The 14,200-nt window shown below is 44.6% G+C and carries 21 protein-coding genes; 4 read left to right on the top strand and 17 right to left on the bottom strand.

Annotation, left to right across the window (positions count from 1 at the left end; genetic code table 11):
• Nucleotides 1-9: 9 nt before the first annotated feature.
• On the bottom strand, nucleotides 10-1,143 hold the full coding sequence (gene trbL / locus N4A56_RS01450) for a P-type conjugative transfer protein TrbL (protein WP_295544542.1): 1,134 nt from the start codon (nucleotides 1,141-1,143) through the stop codon (nucleotides 10-12).
• On the opposite strand from trbL, the gene N4A56_RS01445 reads away from it, so the two are divergent.
• Nucleotides 1,142-1,465, top strand: coding sequence for a hypothetical protein (locus tag N4A56_RS01445; protein ID WP_295544541.1), 324 nt, complete (start codon nucleotides 1,142-1,144; stop codon nucleotides 1,463-1,465). The genes trbL and N4A56_RS01445 overlap by 2 nt on opposite strands.
• Here N4A56_RS01445 and trbJ read toward each other — a convergent pair.
• From trbJ to N4A56_RS01385, 12 genes are all read right to left on the bottom strand, one after another.
• Nucleotides 1,462-2,256 (bottom strand): P-type conjugative transfer protein TrbJ, encoded by a 795-nt coding sequence (gene trbJ / locus N4A56_RS01440; protein ID WP_295544540.1) that lies wholly within the window; start codon nucleotides 2,254-2,256, stop codon nucleotides 1,462-1,464. The two genes, N4A56_RS01445 and trbJ, sit on opposite strands and share 4 nt — an antisense overlap.
• 11 nt (nucleotides 2,257-2,267) lie before the next feature.
• A complete protein-coding gene (locus N4A56_RS01435) occupies nucleotides 2,268-4,685 on the bottom strand; it encodes a conjugal transfer protein TrbE (RefSeq protein ID WP_295544539.1) in 2,418 nt (805 codons plus the stop codon).
• A gap of 14 nt (nucleotides 4,686-4,699) precedes the next feature.
• Nucleotides 4,700-5,017 carry a conjugal transfer protein TrbD gene (gene trbD / locus N4A56_RS01430; RefSeq protein ID WP_295544536.1) on the bottom strand — a complete coding sequence of 106 codons (318 nt, stop codon included), beginning with the start codon at nucleotides 5,015-5,017 and terminating at the stop codon, nucleotides 4,700-4,702.
• Nucleotides 5,014-5,331: a TrbC/VirB2 family protein gene (locus N4A56_RS01425; protein WP_295544534.1), complete on the bottom strand. Its 318-nt coding sequence runs from the start codon at nucleotides 5,329-5,331 to the stop codon at nucleotides 5,014-5,016. Before N4A56_RS01425 ends, trbD begins: the two co-directional genes overlap by 4 nt.
• On the bottom strand, nucleotides 5,315-6,064 hold the full coding sequence (locus N4A56_RS01420) for a hypothetical protein (protein WP_295544532.1): 750 nt from the start codon (nucleotides 6,062-6,064) through the stop codon (nucleotides 5,315-5,317). Before N4A56_RS01420 ends, N4A56_RS01425 begins: the two co-directional genes overlap by 17 nt.
• Nucleotides 6,057-7,040: a P-type conjugative transfer ATPase TrbB gene (trbB, locus tag N4A56_RS01415; RefSeq protein ID WP_295544530.1), complete on the bottom strand. Its 984-nt coding sequence runs from the start codon at nucleotides 7,038-7,040 to the stop codon at nucleotides 6,057-6,059. Before trbB ends, N4A56_RS01420 begins: the two co-directional genes overlap by 8 nt.
• Nucleotides 7,040-7,471: a hypothetical protein gene (locus tag N4A56_RS01410; RefSeq protein ID WP_295544528.1), complete on the bottom strand. Its 432-nt coding sequence runs from the start codon at nucleotides 7,469-7,471 to the stop codon at nucleotides 7,040-7,042. Before N4A56_RS01410 ends, trbB begins: the two co-directional genes overlap by 1 nt.
• Nucleotides 7,455-8,213, bottom strand: coding sequence for a conjugal transfer protein TraL (locus N4A56_RS01405; RefSeq protein WP_295544526.1), 759 nt, complete (start codon nucleotides 8,211-8,213; stop codon nucleotides 7,455-7,457). The genes N4A56_RS01410 and N4A56_RS01405 overlap by 17 nt, the downstream gene beginning before the upstream one ends.
• Nucleotides 8,214-8,228: 15 nt before the next feature.
• Nucleotides 8,229-8,642, bottom strand: coding sequence for a TraK family protein (locus tag N4A56_RS01400; protein ID WP_295544523.1), 414 nt, complete (start codon nucleotides 8,640-8,642; stop codon nucleotides 8,229-8,231).
• A complete protein-coding gene (locus N4A56_RS01395; RefSeq protein ID WP_295544521.1) occupies nucleotides 8,635-9,975 on the bottom strand; it encodes a helix-turn-helix domain-containing protein in 1,341 nt (446 codons plus the stop codon). The genes N4A56_RS01400 and N4A56_RS01395 overlap by 8 nt, the downstream gene beginning before the upstream one ends.
• A 213-nt stretch (nucleotides 9,976-10,188) precedes the next feature.
• Complete coding sequence (locus tag N4A56_RS01390; protein WP_295544519.1) at nucleotides 10,189-10,563, bottom strand: hypothetical protein; 375 nt, start codon at nucleotides 10,561-10,563, stop codon at nucleotides 10,189-10,191.
• A gap of 22 nt (nucleotides 10,564-10,585) precedes the next feature.
• Nucleotides 10,586-10,993 (bottom strand): DUF1937 family protein, encoded by a 408-nt coding sequence (locus N4A56_RS01385; protein WP_295544517.1) that lies wholly within the window; start codon nucleotides 10,991-10,993, stop codon nucleotides 10,586-10,588.
• Nucleotides 10,994-11,240: 247 nt separating this feature from the next.
• On the opposite strand from N4A56_RS01385, the gene N4A56_RS01380 reads away from it, so the two are divergent.
• Complete coding sequence (locus tag N4A56_RS01380; RefSeq protein WP_295544516.1) at nucleotides 11,241-11,930, top strand: hypothetical protein; 690 nt, start codon at nucleotides 11,241-11,243, stop codon at nucleotides 11,928-11,930.
• A gap of 30 nt (nucleotides 11,931-11,960) precedes the next feature.
• On the opposite strand, the gene N4A56_RS01375 is transcribed toward N4A56_RS01380, so the two are convergent.
• The 3 genes from N4A56_RS01375 to N4A56_RS01365 are packed head-to-tail and all read right to left on the bottom strand — an operon-like array spanning nucleotide 11,961 to nucleotide 12,887.
• A complete protein-coding gene (locus N4A56_RS01375; RefSeq protein ID WP_295544515.1) occupies nucleotides 11,961-12,215 on the bottom strand; it encodes a helix-turn-helix domain-containing protein in 255 nt (84 codons plus the stop codon).
• A 1-nt stretch (nucleotide 12,216) separates the two neighbouring features.
• The gene (locus N4A56_RS01370; RefSeq protein ID WP_295544514.1) at nucleotides 12,217-12,402 is read right to left on the bottom strand and encodes a hypothetical protein; all 186 of its coding nucleotides are present in this window, start codon (nucleotides 12,400-12,402) and stop codon (nucleotides 12,217-12,219) included.
• 41 nt (nucleotides 12,403-12,443) lie between these two features.
• Complete coding sequence (locus N4A56_RS01365) at nucleotides 12,444-12,887, bottom strand: hypothetical protein (protein ID WP_295544513.1); 444 nt, start codon at nucleotides 12,885-12,887, stop codon at nucleotides 12,444-12,446.
• Nucleotides 12,888-13,033: 146 nt separating this feature from the next.
• Between N4A56_RS01365 and N4A56_RS01360 the strand changes: the two genes are divergently transcribed.
• On the top strand, nucleotides 13,034-13,189 hold the full coding sequence (locus N4A56_RS01360; protein WP_295544512.1) for a hypothetical protein: 156 nt from the start codon (nucleotides 13,034-13,036) through the stop codon (nucleotides 13,187-13,189).
• A complete protein-coding gene (locus tag N4A56_RS01355) occupies nucleotides 13,183-13,842 on the top strand; it encodes a hypothetical protein (protein WP_295544510.1) in 660 nt (219 codons plus the stop codon). The genes N4A56_RS01360 and N4A56_RS01355 overlap by 7 nt, the downstream gene beginning before the upstream one ends.
• A 90-nt stretch (nucleotides 13,843-13,932) precedes the next feature.
• Here the strand turns inward: N4A56_RS01355 and N4A56_RS01350 are convergent, their stop codons facing one another.
• Nucleotides 13,933-14,190, bottom strand: a complete 258-nt coding sequence (locus N4A56_RS01350; protein WP_295544647.1) for a Txe/YoeB family addiction module toxin — start codon at nucleotides 14,188-14,190, stop codon at nucleotides 13,933-13,935.
• Nucleotides 14,191-14,200 lie beyond the last annotated feature (10 nt).

Here is a 14,200-nt window from a genome sequence, read left to right as displayed (position 1 = left end):
AGTTGGTTATTAACTGTTTTTGTTACTAGTAGTTAAATCGACTGCAGGGCTTTCATATTGGGAGTTCCCTGTAGTCGGTGGAGGAGCATCTGGTGTGGCACTTTTCATCAAGTCCTGTAGTTCCTTTTTCCCTTCCACAGCAGAGCGAATGTTTTGCATGCGCCCTTGGGTGCGGGTTGAAAGAGCACCTGAACCAAGAGTTTTCATTATGTGTCCTGCTTTGCCTAATCCCGTAGCACCATCGATGTCTGCCATTTGAGCAGCAGCACGCGTTGCTTGTCCTGCGTCAAAAGCTCCAAATCCTCCTGCTTTCATTGCTCCCATTGTTGCCATCGTTCCCATAGCAACCGTTGAAGCCGCTGATGTTATGGCTGAACCTGTAGAAACATGAGAGCCGTTAATAATACCGGAAACGATGTCTGGAATACTCATGGTGAGGGCTAGAAGGACGATTGCGACACCAATAATGAAAAAGATATCCTGCATGGAGAGATCGCCAGTAGGTAATTCATTGATGAATGATGTACCAATCCCTACGAGCAATTGCATCACAAAGAGCTTCAGGGCTATTCCTAGTGAGTATCGCATGAAGTTTGTTGCATAGCTTCTGGTTTGTTCTGCTCCACCGAATCCTAAAAGAATGATTCCAGCGTTTAGGACAATGTATGCTTCACATTTAACCAGAAGCATTTGAGCTGCGATAAGTGCAAATGAAAGTAATATTGCAAGTGCACAGATGATTAGCCCGACGTTATCAATGAGTCTGTAAAAACTCATTTCTCCAAGAACAGCTGAAACTAATTTCATTCCCGTAACAAAGACTGCTTGTGGATCAAGAGCAGGAGAACGCAACTCATGAACTGCAATTTGTGATAATCCTGAAATAAGCATATTAGCCCATTCTTTATAGTACTTAAGCAAAGCGAGCATGAGTGAGGCATGAAACAATAATTTAACAAAGCTGATGAGGATGTTTTGCATTTCTTCTTGTTTCAATACCCCTGAAATTCCCATCCATGCAATGCTCCCAATGAGCAGGACTTTAAATAAATTCATTGCATGAGCTTGCAGAACTGGTGCCCATGCAGCAGTTTCTTTTTGGAAAAAGAAACCTATTTTATCTAAAGCGTTTGTAGGTTTCATGGGTGATGCTGCCAAGGAACTCGTTGGGTCTGCTAGCAAGATAGCTATCGCTATAACTATCCATAACAAAAAAATAAATTTGACCTGTGGCATCTTGTTCATTAAAAAAATCCTGATGGAGAAAAATATGAAAAGAATTATCGCTCTTTCGTTATTGATCTTACTAAGTGTATCTCTTATGACCGGTTGTACTGAAAGTAATAATGACAAAGAAACTCAGTCTGTTCAGTTGGAAAAGGAAATGGAACAACGAAAACGTGCGTATGAAGTTCAGAGTCTTGATGAGAAATCCGATTACCCAGTGACTAGCAATAACTTTTAAAAATTATTACTCGTTACGGGGTAGTCAGAAGGGGGAAATGGCTCCACCTTTAAAAGCCGCCTTTTTGCCTCTTCTTGTACCTGCTTAACTTTTTCATCTTTCTGCATTTGTGCCATTTGTTGTTGAACATATGTAGCCATCAAAGCACGGGTCGCTTGCGCTTCTTGAATTTGGATAGAAGTAAGCTTGTTACCTGCCTGTATTGCTTCCATTCGACCTTTTGGAGTCGAAAGTAAGCCACGGATGTGTGCTTCAAGCTCTCCGTTGTCGCGTAGATCCGCGAGCTGATTTCCGGAGAGCTTAAAAGTTGCTTCACATGCCCGGTCAACCTCGCTTGACCATCTATCCCAGCGGTCAGTGTAGTTTTTTGTGCCTTCTGCTGTATTCACCATTCCGCGCAATGCGGCTTGCTTAGAGTAGAAGGCGTTGTACAGCTCTTTCATGCTGTTGATTTCGCCTGTCCTAGCTGAAATATTTTCCACATAGCCGGACATTCTAGTAAAATCATTCACCATCTGATTCATTGTGTCAGCAGGAAGTGCAACAGTGTTGTAGACCATGTTTGCGTACTGTTCGACGTTTTGCTGTACCATGCGTATTTGCTGAGCAGTTTGCTGGACACTTTCGCTGTATTCCTTCCAAAGTGCTTTAAGCTGATTCACATTTGTCACGCGATCTAATGCCTGCATGAATTTGTTAGAACAATTGGTACAGTAGACTGTGCGCGCAAAAGACATAGTAGGTTGCAAACTGCTTAGCAGTAGGCAGCATATCAATGTTATATTTTTCATTTTAGACTCCATTACATTCTCTCCCTCATCCACACGCCGGGCCAATCCGTACCGTGTTTTGCTTCCAGCTTTTTTATTCTCGCGATACTTTCCTTATCTGAAGCGCCAACGAATGAGAGGGCAACATTGCCTAACGCTAAATTAACTAGTCTGTTCCCTTCAGACGACATCACGTAGTATTCACGTTTTGGCGTTGCTGCGGCTACTATTTCGACTTGGGCAGAGTTCAACCCCAACTCGAAATAGAGGTCACGCTGTGTATCCTGTCGTGCTGTGACGTTAGGAAGCAAAATTTTAGTCGGACAAGATTCGGCAAGGACATCTATGATGCCAGATTGTTTTGCGTCTGAAAGGGACTGTGTCGCCAACACAACAGCGCAGTTTGCTTTGCGCAGAACCTTGAGCCATTCGCGGATTTTCTCGCGAAAAACTGGATGGCCGAGCATAACCCATGCCTCATCGAGAATGAGTAATGAAGGTTGCCCGTTGAATGACTTCTCAATTCTACGGAAGATATAGAGCAAAACAGGAATGAGGTTTTTGTCACCAAGATTCATCAATTCTTCGATTTCAAACACAGTGAATGAAGCCAGCCCTAAGTTGTCTTCTGTTGCATCCAGCAGACGACCCATTGCGCCACTAATAGTATAGTGCTGAATAGCTTCCTTCACTTCGTTGTTCTGAACAGTGTGGTAAAAGTCTGTGAGAGAGCGGAGCTTTTTGGGTTTTTCTTGTAGCAAGACCAATGCATCATGGATGGCGCTGCGATGTTCCGGAAGGATCTCCAACCCCTGCATGATGCAACATGTGGCAAGCCAGTCGGCAGCCCAACTTTTGTCTGAATCGGAATCAAGCTGTTGGAGTGGGCAAAAAGCAAGGGTAGAGTTGTCACCAGCAACTTCGTAGTGGGTTCCACCAGCGCCGCTGCATAGCGGGTACATGGACATGCCTTTATCGAATGCGTAGATCGTTGCTTGCTGGTAACGACGGAACTGTGCGGCAATCAGTCCGAGTAATGTTGATTTACCTGCACCCGTTGGGCCGAAGATAAGAGTATGGCCAATATCGCCTACGTGGAGATTGAGCCTAAATGGCGTAAATCCAGCAGTACTACAAAACATAAGCGGAGGAGATGCTGGTGGATAAAATGGACAAGGGTTGTCATCTCGTCCTGTCCAGATGGATGAAAGAGGTAAAAAGTCAGCTAAATTCAACGTGTTGATTAGAGGGCGTCGCACGTTGGCGTAGATGTTCCCCGGATGAGAGCCAAACCACGCTTCAAGAGCGTTTGCTTCTTCCAGCCTGCATCCAAAGCCAAGTTTTTTGATTTCCTGCCGGAGGATGCTTGCCTTTTCTTCCAGATTCTCCTTTTCACTGTCGTGCAGAATGATGGTTGCTGTGTAAAAGCCAGAACCAACAACACCGCCTTGTACATCTGTTGCAGCTTGTTCAGCATCTTCAGTCATGATTGCAGCGTCGCGGTTCATCCGTGCTCTCGGATTGTTGAACATTACATCCATGAATTTAAATTTAAGCTGGTTCCATGTTTTACGGTAGTTATCTATTTCAGAAAGCGCATCGAATTGATCAAGAAGAATGAAGCGGGTTGAGAAACGGTACGCCACGGAGAGAGTATCCAGCTTTGCAAACATCGCCGGACAGCTTTGTGCCGGAAGGCCTTCAATAGACAGTACAGCAAGGTGCTGGTTACCAATCTGTGGTTGGATTCCTCCGAGCAGGTCTGCTCCACTAAGTAGAGAATCTAAATAGACAGGAGTATCCGGTAAGGTTACGGACATTCTCTCTGTCGTAATATATTCACGAAGGCAGCTCAGCAGTTCGGAAATACAAACAGATGAATCCTCAGTTGGTACTTCAACGTCCATAAGGCGTTTCATATCAAGAACAGTACCAAGTGTTTCTTCCAGCTCCACAAGCTTCTTATTGAAAAGAATTAGCCCCTTTTCCAAATCGTTCCTTTGCTGTTCCGGAGTGTGACGATCGTATGCAATTTTTTTAAGTTTTTCGGCTTTGCGCTCCGGACGATACGAAATCATGAGCGTATAGTCTGTTACATAACCACCGTGATCAGCAAAAGTGCTCCTACGTTCTGCCTCAATGGCTTGAGTCACTTTATCCGGAAAAGCGCTGCGCTCAGCTTGTGGATAATCCTGAGCAGAAGAACGCACTGCATTGACGTATAATGACCATCCTGTGCCAATATCCTTTAACGCGTTGGACACACGAGAGCTAACAGCAGCCAGCTCTTCAGGCATGCTGGACGCAGTGTCGTTGCCCGAATATTTCCAACCAGCCAGCAGCGCACCATCTTTGCATAATAAGATGCCGTTATCGACCATTGCGCCGTACGGCAGCATGTCTGCAAGGCTACGTTTGTCTTTATGTTTCCACTCCATCAAGCCAATCATGCGTCATACTCCTGTTAGCCTTTCCAACCGATACGCTGCCAAGGAGTTCCCTTAGCTTCGTAAAAATCCTGCATGTCCCAATGTCTGCGGTACACGCGTGACATCTGCGGGTCTGCTTTTGCCATTACTTGCAAAATAAAAATCGAAACAAACCAGATCGCAGCTGCAACAATTGCTGATGGGAAGGTAAATCCACCCATTCCAATGAGAATGGCTATGAGCGCTGAGAGCATTACAAGATCACGTTCAGCCCCCATTACAAGGAAGTGTCGATGCAAGGACTGGTGAACTGGAATGAGTCGTCGTTTTGGTGCTTCTGATTTTGAACTCATAAGAGTGCTCCGGAGAAAGAAAACACTGCGTCAGTAATGTTCGCAGCAAGGGCAATAAATGAAGCACCAAAAACAACGCTTAATAGCATTTTAAAAGCGCCCATGGGGTCTTCCTTTTTCCAGATCAACATACCGCCTGCTGTTGCAACGCCAAAGATAGCTATCCAGCGGCCAGTAGACCCTGTAATGGTGCCCACTACTTTTTCAAACGGGCCGTTAAATTCACTGATACCTGCCGAAGCATGACACAGCTCAGGTAAAACGAGCAGGAGCATTAGCCCTGCCAGACTGATAAGATTACTGTTGCGGCTCATAGTAAAGGCACTCCGTGATGTATTGATGGGTATCGTGGTCGAATCCTGTGATTAGACTGATTTCACCGATAGAAAATTCAGGTTGATTGTCTGGATGTGTAATGAAAACGACAAGATCAACAGCTTCTACAATGTCGTTTTGTAATGTGTCACTTTTTGAAACAGATTGATTTGTAATAATTTCTTCAAGTTCTTTCAGACCATCTTTTGCTGAGGAAGCAGTGATTGTCGCAAGCCCACTAGGTTTTCTAGGTTTCCATGCATTAAGCATCATTAGGGCAGAAACTTTGCTGTCAATATCACCGAATATGGCTCTATCAGGACTAACCCGAGTCATTCTTTTGCTTTCTCTAGTTAATCTTGAAAAATTCCATGTGCTGACATTTTTTTCTCCAACAACAAGTATGTTGAAATCCTGTTCAATAGCGAAAATGAGGGTGTTATAAGCTTCTTTAGGAATAATTTTAGCGCAATAGCAGTCTCTAAGGCTTTGGTAATAAGGTGGTTTCTCAATAGGAGAGCGTCCAACGATCAAAAGAATGCCTGCAAGTGCAAGTCCTAAAATAGATAGCAATCTCAAAATAGAGGATGGAATTGGAATAAAACTTAAATCAATGCCTTGTATTTCCAGCTCTATAAAAAGAGAGGCTAAGAATGCTAGAAACGCTAATGAAAAGACAAAGGAAACATGCCACCCGAATGAAAATGTTTTGGAAAAATTAGGTTTATTCATGGTAAAGATATTCCTTAGTATATTTCTGTGTGGAACTATCGTAACCGGCAATATCCAGCACAGCAGTCACTTTGCGACAGCTTTTGGTGTCAGCATGTGTGATGTAGACAATACAATCCACAGCGTTTCCAATAACGCCTGGTAACGGCGTTGCAGAGATGTATTGTACAAGTGTTTCTAAGCGATCAAGTGTTTCCAATGCAGAGTTTGCATGCAGTGTTGAGATGCCGCCTGGATGCCCTGTATTCCATGCTTCCAGAAGCTTTAGCGCTGCACCGTCACGCACTTCACCTACAATAATTCGATCAGGCCGAAGACGTAATGTGTCCTTGAGCTGTGACTCCATGGGAAATTCTTCCGTTGCCTTCAAGCGCACAGTGTTAATGCTCTGGCTTTGCAGTTCGTACGTGTCTTCAAGAATCACTAAACGATCATCCGGACAGAGCGCGCTTATGGAGTGAATGATTGCATTGGCCAATGTTGTTTTGCCCGTACCCGTCCCGCCGGCGACAACAATGTTACGGCGCTTGATGATTTGTTCTTCAAGTATCGCTTTTACTTCCTCAGTGACCGTTTCGCTTGTCACATAGTCGTCCAGTGTAAGCACCTTGTCGGCTTTTTTGCGAATGCTGAACATGGGAGCAGTTGTGTTTGGCGGTAGTTGCCCCTGAAAACGATGGTTCCCAATGGGGAATTCACCTGCAATGCTCGTATTGCGCCGGTTTGCAGTGCGTTTGAGCGAACTTGCCACAAGTGAGATGATTGATTCACCTTCACGTGGAGTAAGATTCGCTTCATGGCTCATGGGCTTCCCGAACCGATCAATCCAGACTTTGCCGTCTGGATTCAACATAATTTCACTTACTGTGGGATCTTCGAGCGCATCTCTGATGACAGAGCCAAGAGCATGTTCCAGATGAGCAAGAAGACGCTCGTGATCTTCGTCTTTTAACGTGTCGAGTGTTGCAGTGCTCATTATTGCCCCCTCATGAAGAACCAGCTCAAAAACAAGCATATTGTGATTGTGCACGATATGACTGAGACGATGGCGTATGTTCGATTCACAGAAGAAAAATCTCCCATCGCCTTCTTGCAGTCGCTCATGGCGTCCATATTATTGCTGATGGTTCCCTGTAACGCTCGGCTCAATAACTCATCTGTGCTTTGCTGAACCTTGTCAGCATAGTATTGTGAGCTGGTAGTCATGAACGTTTCAATGGCTCCCTGATGCTTTTGTAAAACTGCATCATATTCAGTGAGGAACAGCTCAAACATGGTCGCAACCATGAGGATGGGATCATCTTCTGATAGTGGCTGATTATGCCGCTGAATGAGTTGCTGCCGTACCATTTCGGCAGTTAGCGGCATATGAGCCTCCTGCTTCTTCATATCACTCTGGTTGTCCATGAAAGGACTCCAGTAGGCAGGCGTTATCCATTGCAGAGAAGGCTTCTTCCCAATAGCGCTTCATTCTGTGACGCTGCATGAGAGGGCGATCAGACGCTGCAAATTCATCGAACGTAAGCCTGTTGTTCAGTACATCCTTGAGGTCTTCACCAAAAGTACGGGCATCCGTAATCGGTGGGATAGATACGATGGCTTCAAGGCGATGTTTATTCTCTTTGTAGATTTTGAATTCGCTGAAAGGCTGCCCATTCTTCACCAAGTCGCCGAAGAATGGGTTAATCCAAACGACGATAGGTAAGTCGGGAAACGTTTTGAGCAGCGTCTTTAAACCAATGAGTGTATCGTCCATTGCTTGTCCGCCGGTAATGACGCTGTGAAGACGAAGGTCGTGGTTAGTTTCGCTATGGATGAGTGCAGGGATAGTGTTTTTGCCCATATAAGAGCCGAGAGGCAAAAATGTTGCCGCACCGTTGTCTATGACCATCTGTGTTCCATCGTCCGGCAGGGCGGCGATAGCGTCGAAAATCTGGTCGAAGTTACGAGGGTTAACATCGTCACCATCCATGATGTTGATGACAGACGCATGTAATGCTTTATAGCCTGCAAAAGAAGCGTTCACGGGATCAGTGTCGATGCAATCAACGGAGTAGCCTTTTGCTAGTCCGTACTGAGCAAGTAGGCTTGCAACATAACTTTTTCCCACGCCGCCTTTGCCCTGAAAAATCATATCGATAAATGCCATGTGCGATTGTCCTTTTTAGTAAATATCTTCGGGTTTGACGCTATCAGCGACTTCTTTAAAGCTTTTGTTGTCACGCTTTGTGATGCCTAGCTGCTGCTCTTTTTCAGTTAATGCTTTGGGCTGAATTTTTGGCACTGGCGGTAATATATCCGCCGGTAGCGTTGCTATTGGTAGAGCTTTGCAAGGAAGCTGTTCCTCAGTGGTCTCCAACGCCGCGATTCGTTTAACAGGCTCTTCAAGGCGCGATTTCACACCGTTGCGTGCATACCAGACAAAGCGTTGATAGCTCATTGTTATTCGATCTTCAGATCGGACTGTTTCGTATGCAGAACGGAAGGTATGTCCAGCTTCGAGCAGCTCAATCACTTCTGGTTGCACAGCAAGGAATTCAACCTTTGCAAATCCTTTCCTCTTGGCCTTCTTAGGCATATTCAGTCTCCATTTTTCGGCTTGCGAACATAGCCACGTATTCTTTAACGAACGTGCTTAATATGAACGGTAAGTTGCGTTCAGGCATGCGTGAAAGGTTCGAAATTCCACCGTGAGAATCTAAAAGCTCATTGGTTATGGGGTCAGAAATCGGGGTGTCTGACTTGCGTACTGCTTTCCGGATCAGAGCCATTTGCTTTAATGCCCTGACTTCTAACTTAGACTTCTCAGATATACCTGCCGCTTTTGCTTCCGGTGCAGAGTAGGGTGTGTCCGTCCAGCGCTCATCACGAAGCCATCGATCAAGATTTGGGATAATCCCACGCTGCCATCGGCTGTCCGAGGTGATATGAGCGTTGATCGAGGCAAGGATGATTTCAGGATTAGGGAGCTTGTTGCCCTTGAGCAGTGAGTTCCAACAGCGTTGCGCTGGTGCCTTTCCTTGCTTCAGCGGGTAAAGATTCCATACAGCTTCAAAGCCTGAACGGTTTTCGGCTTGAGAAGTGGCGGACGAGGAGCGAGGGATACAATCGCTCCTTTTGTCCGCACGTTGGGTAGGGTGTTCGGTAGGAGTAGAGTCGTTCCTTGGGGAATAAGGAAAAGTTGGAGAGGAGTAGGCGCACTCCTCCCCGGTGGATGTGTTGGGTTCCGAGCTAGGGATATGCTCTGAAATCTCGTTAGGGGGATTAAGGGGGTGGTGTTTTGTTTCTTTTCCTTGATCTTTTCCCTTGTTCTTTTCTTCATTATATACAAGTGCAGGGGCTGCGTAGCCCTCCGGCAGATTCTGCGTACCCTCTGTGCAAGAGTTGCGTACCCCTACGCAAGGTTTGCACTCTGGTGCACTTCCATTGAGAGCATTTTGCGCAGGGGCTGGTACTGATGAAATATGTGGTGATTCTGGAGTGGGGAATGCTTCGGATTGTTTTGTAGGAGCCGCATAGAGATACGTGCCAGCTTCAGAGTTGAAGGCGATATCTGCATCATCAACTAAAACTGAAGGTGTAAAGTCATCGGGTTCAGGAACAGAGCGTTGATCGTTTGGAACGACAAAGCGGTAGACGGTTCGCGGGTGTTCTCCGATACGTACCTTTGAGACAAGAATAAGGTCGTGTTTTTTCAATTCGCCAATGTAGCTAACGATACTTCGCAACGAGCAGCCAAGCTCTTTAGAAAGATAGCGTTGGCTAGGCCATGCAACGCCTTCGTTGTTAGCGCATTGGAGTAAACGACCATAAGTGAGCTTTGCTCCCATAGTAAGGCCAGCAAGACGCTGTACCCAATTAGGGACAGGAGAGAATGCGTTTTCGCATTTCTGAATAAAAAATTCTTTCATTTTCAGCACCTTAGTGGCGCTAGAAAAAAGGCAATAGGGTAGTGCAGACCGCTTGACACGGTTTTTCCCTTGGGCTATTGTCCTTCTTACACTTTGTTGGGACAAACCCGACTGCTAAGGGTGAACTTGCCGGTTCACCCTTTTTCTTTTTTCTGGCGTATTTTTTCTTGTACGTTCCTTTCGAAAATTCTCTTCAAATCCACAGTAAGCAGACTAGTTAAACGCAGGTACGTTTACGTCTGGCTCACTTGCCCAAATTGCTTGTGACATGAACTGCGCGTTGCAGATCGCGTCGCTTTCATCTGCGGCCTTTTTTAAGTAAGGCTGCGGTTCATTCTCAGGGCCGATCAGTTCAGCCTTCTTGAGTTCACGCAGAAACTTTTTTGCAGCAGCTTCATGGGTTCCCATACGCTTTGCGAGTATCTTGCTATTCAGCATTGCTTTGTAGTCCTGAGCTTTCAAAAGGGTACCAAGCGTTGCAAAAGCAAGCTTTGCACCGATCGAAATGTCGCGGCGAACCAAAATCCAATCTGGTAAAAACACACAAACGTTGATGTTGACCGGTTCAACAATGGAATTTTTTTGCATAATCCTCTCCTTAAATACCGTGCTAAAGACGTGAAGAATCGCTCCGCATGAGTTCATCAAGCAGAGTATCCAGTTGCGATTCAAAAATATTCGGATCAATAAAGCGAACAGGCTTTTCAGCCTTACGGAAAAGCGCTATATCTTCCTGAATAGCAGCACATTCTTGTACGTCTGGAAGATCAACGACGAAAAGGGCATCTGCCCAGGAATGAAAAGAGAGGGTTTGCATCCTCAAGCTCTTCCATACCGAAGACGGTACACAAGATTCGGATTGCTGTGCAGTAATGGAATGATTATGAGTTACTGGCGAGTACGCAGCTATGTTACGCTTAATAAGCGCACACGCGACCTGCGTAGAAGCAGCAAACTGCTCATAACAAATTGATTTATCTGACTGGTTGTAGGGGCAGGCAATAAAGACTTTTAGCACGCCTCTCTCCGCTATCCGGTGTCAGAATAGCGAGTAAGTCAGCGTCTAAAATTATGAAGAAAGGAGCAGCCGTCTCCTAAGCGGCAGGTCACAGGTTCGACTCCTGTCAGGCGCACCATAGATTTCAAAGGGTTACAAGTTTTTACGAACTTGTAACCCTTTTTTTGGTAACGTATTGTCAACATGGGGTGCAAAAGATTTAAAAAAGCGTATTTAGATTGTTATGTAATAACATGGAGATATGCAGATGAATTTTGAAGAATTTATTAAAGCGGTGTTACCATTGGTAGGTGTTGGGGTCGGTTTCCTGCTAAGCGAGCGGGCAAGTAAAAAACGATCTGAGATTTTAGCGTTGGAATCTGATAAAAAGAAGATAGAATATACTCTTGGGCTGCTTTACGCTGAGTCTGTCAGGCTTGACATGTGGCTAAAGACTGTGGTGAGGAGCAAAAATTTACTAATTGAGAGAGAGTTAAATTTTGCATTTCCAAAGGCTCCTTTGATTGAATGGGATTATAAGTATGTTGCGACTGTGCAGTCGGTTTACCCAAATATAATTGTTGATTTGTTTAATGTATCCAGTGGGGTTGATGATTTAAAGAATGTTATTGATCGAATCAATGCGGATTTAAAGTTACATTTTGATCGGTTATGTCGTCAAAATTTGTCAATTGAAGAGGCTGATTTTACTCCTTTCTATTTACAGTATTCTGTGATGCTAGAGCTGGTCTTAGGGGTGCTTCGTGAAATAGATAAAATTTCTAACAGGTTGGTAAGATCTGGTGAGGATTATTTTTCAAAGCATCAACATATTCTTAATCCTAACAAATTGAATATGTTGTGCATGAAGAAATCTGAGAATACTGTTTGTGAGGCTGGTAAGCTACTATCTACTTTGAAGACTTTGAGCGGAGTGGATAATAAAAATGCAGCATAAGAAAAGCTCCCATCTAGGAGCTTTTTCTTTCTACATATCAATCGTCCGAACTTCGCACGATTCAAAGTACTTTTTTAGCGTTTCGGGGCGGTAGAAAACGCCTTTGGGAAACTTTACATAGCGTGGACCACGTTTGTGGCAGCGCCAGACTGTGAGGGTTCCTACTGGAATACCAGTAAGTTCACTTACCTCTTTTGTAGTAAGGAGCATTTTATCTGTTTCGATTACTTTGATCGGGTAGTGTTGAGCACCACGTGGTGCTGGTTCAATCATCGGTTCTGGCATATTAACTCCAAATATAGCAGGCTGTAGAGCCTAGCGTTAGTGATATAAAAAACATTTTCCAATCGCAGGTTGTGGCTTCGTATAAAGCGCCAAGTAGGGTGATGATGCTGCACGCTGCGCCGATGCCGGGGCAGAATGATAGTGCGGCCATGATGAGCAGTGATTTATCTTGCGTGGTGATGGTCATATTTAAACCCCATAGTCTTCAATCGTAGCTTGAGGTTTTCTTTACGCAGTCGCTCGGTTGTGTGAGTTTGCCAGACTACGCAAGCAAGCAGAGCGATTATGATCTTCGGCAACCAGCTCATCCACTGGTAGAAAGCTCGTGACTCCAAACCTGAGTGCTTCGGTTTCAAGGTCGTCACTTCGCTTGGAAGCTTTTTTGTATTCTTCACGGTTGAGCGTTAGATCATGGGAGAAGTATCTGAATAAAAGGTCTCGCTCTCCCTCGTTCCAGAAATCTTCATATAGAAAAGCAAATTCGTCACACTCTTCCTCTGGGGTAAGTTTGTCGTTTTTCCACTCATCACCACGTAGTTGCATAGGCAGTAGAGCGGTGAATCCTCGGCGAATGCCAATGAGGCTGCGCAAGGCATATGCACGTAGGTAGCGAGTGTCACAGATAGAGGACGGGCGGAAGGACTCGTAACAACGGTTGATAAGGCTCATCATGGCTAAGTCTCCTGATTGCTAAAAAGTTAGTAGAATGCGCTGTAATCCTCTCCAGAAAGCCGACTTTGCGTACTCTCCAGATTGGCACCCAAGAAAAAATACGGACTAACAACGGTGCTATGCTCGCGTTGTGTTTGGTGTTTTTCTTGCGGCGTGAAGAAAGTATGGCACAGGCCATAAAAAACGGTCAAGAAAAATATGACTTAGGTCATATTCTTGATAAAAAAATATATATAGGTATATGGAATTATTTTGGAAAAAATAATGATTTAAGAAGAGTGCGAGGGGATTCGGAGTGCTAGATGTGCCTTGTAGTGAGTTGGAAAAAAGTTTTTTACTTTTTTTTGAAAGCGGAGTTTATGATTCGACCCTTGAGGAAGGTAGCCCAGAGAAGTTTCCTCTCTGTGTGGAATGGTCGATATTACTTTTTGCTTTTAATGAGGTTCATGTGATGTGTCTGCAGGATGACTTACATCACATCATGGCTGAAAGTAATTTGGATATATTGGGGCTAGAGTGCGCACTATATTGCTTGACAAGTGTCATGCTTAGCGTGTCCATGGCAGATTCTCAAATTGTCAGATTAGAGAAAAAAGATGAACTATTGCGCAAGCTGTCCCTTGTTCGGTATTCACTTTTTTCTAGTTATAAAAAATTTTATCCAGCAGATTTAGTCGCGAATTTTATAAAAGAATCAGTTGAATTCTATTTTGGCGAAGGTGGTGACGAGAAAACTATACGCAGTAAGTTGTTACATAGGATGGTACAATGTGTTGGGAGAACAGATTTTTCGATGCCTGCAACAACTTTCACGTTTGAACAAGGTGTTCTTTTGGCTGATTATATTAAAACGCGAGAGCGTGAATTGTTTTTTAAAGCTCATGAAGATATTAATTCGCTAAGTATGATTTTTTTAGATACTTGTTTTTGGTTTGCGGGAAGCTGGGATGATTGACGATATGTGGTATGAAAAATCCCGCTGAAGCGGGGTAAATTTTAGCAGGAGGGTTGTTTGTCTAGCTGGCGGGCAACCCATACTTTATAGCTAGTAATGATGCTTGCATTGCAGAATATGCAGCGTATTGTCGGTTGTTATTTTATAGACCAGTCGGTGTTCTTCATTAATGCGGCGGGACCAGCAGCCGGTGAGCTGAAAGCGGAGCGGTTCCGGCTTGCCGATGCCATCGAAGGGGGTACGCATGGTGTCTTTAATGAGTGTGTTAATGCGCTTGAGGATTTTTTTATCTGTTTTTTGCCAGTACAGGTAGTCTTCCCACGCATGGGTTGTCCACGAAAGATTCATTAGTCTTCCT

Source organism: Halodesulfovibrio sp. (genome assembly GCF_025210605.1).
In the GTDB taxonomy this organism is placed as follows: Bacteria; Desulfobacterota; Desulfovibrionia; order Desulfovibrionales; family Desulfovibrionaceae; genus Halodesulfovibrio.
Note: the sequence above shows the minus strand (reverse complement) of the source record. Positions and strands in the feature narration are given on the sequence as shown.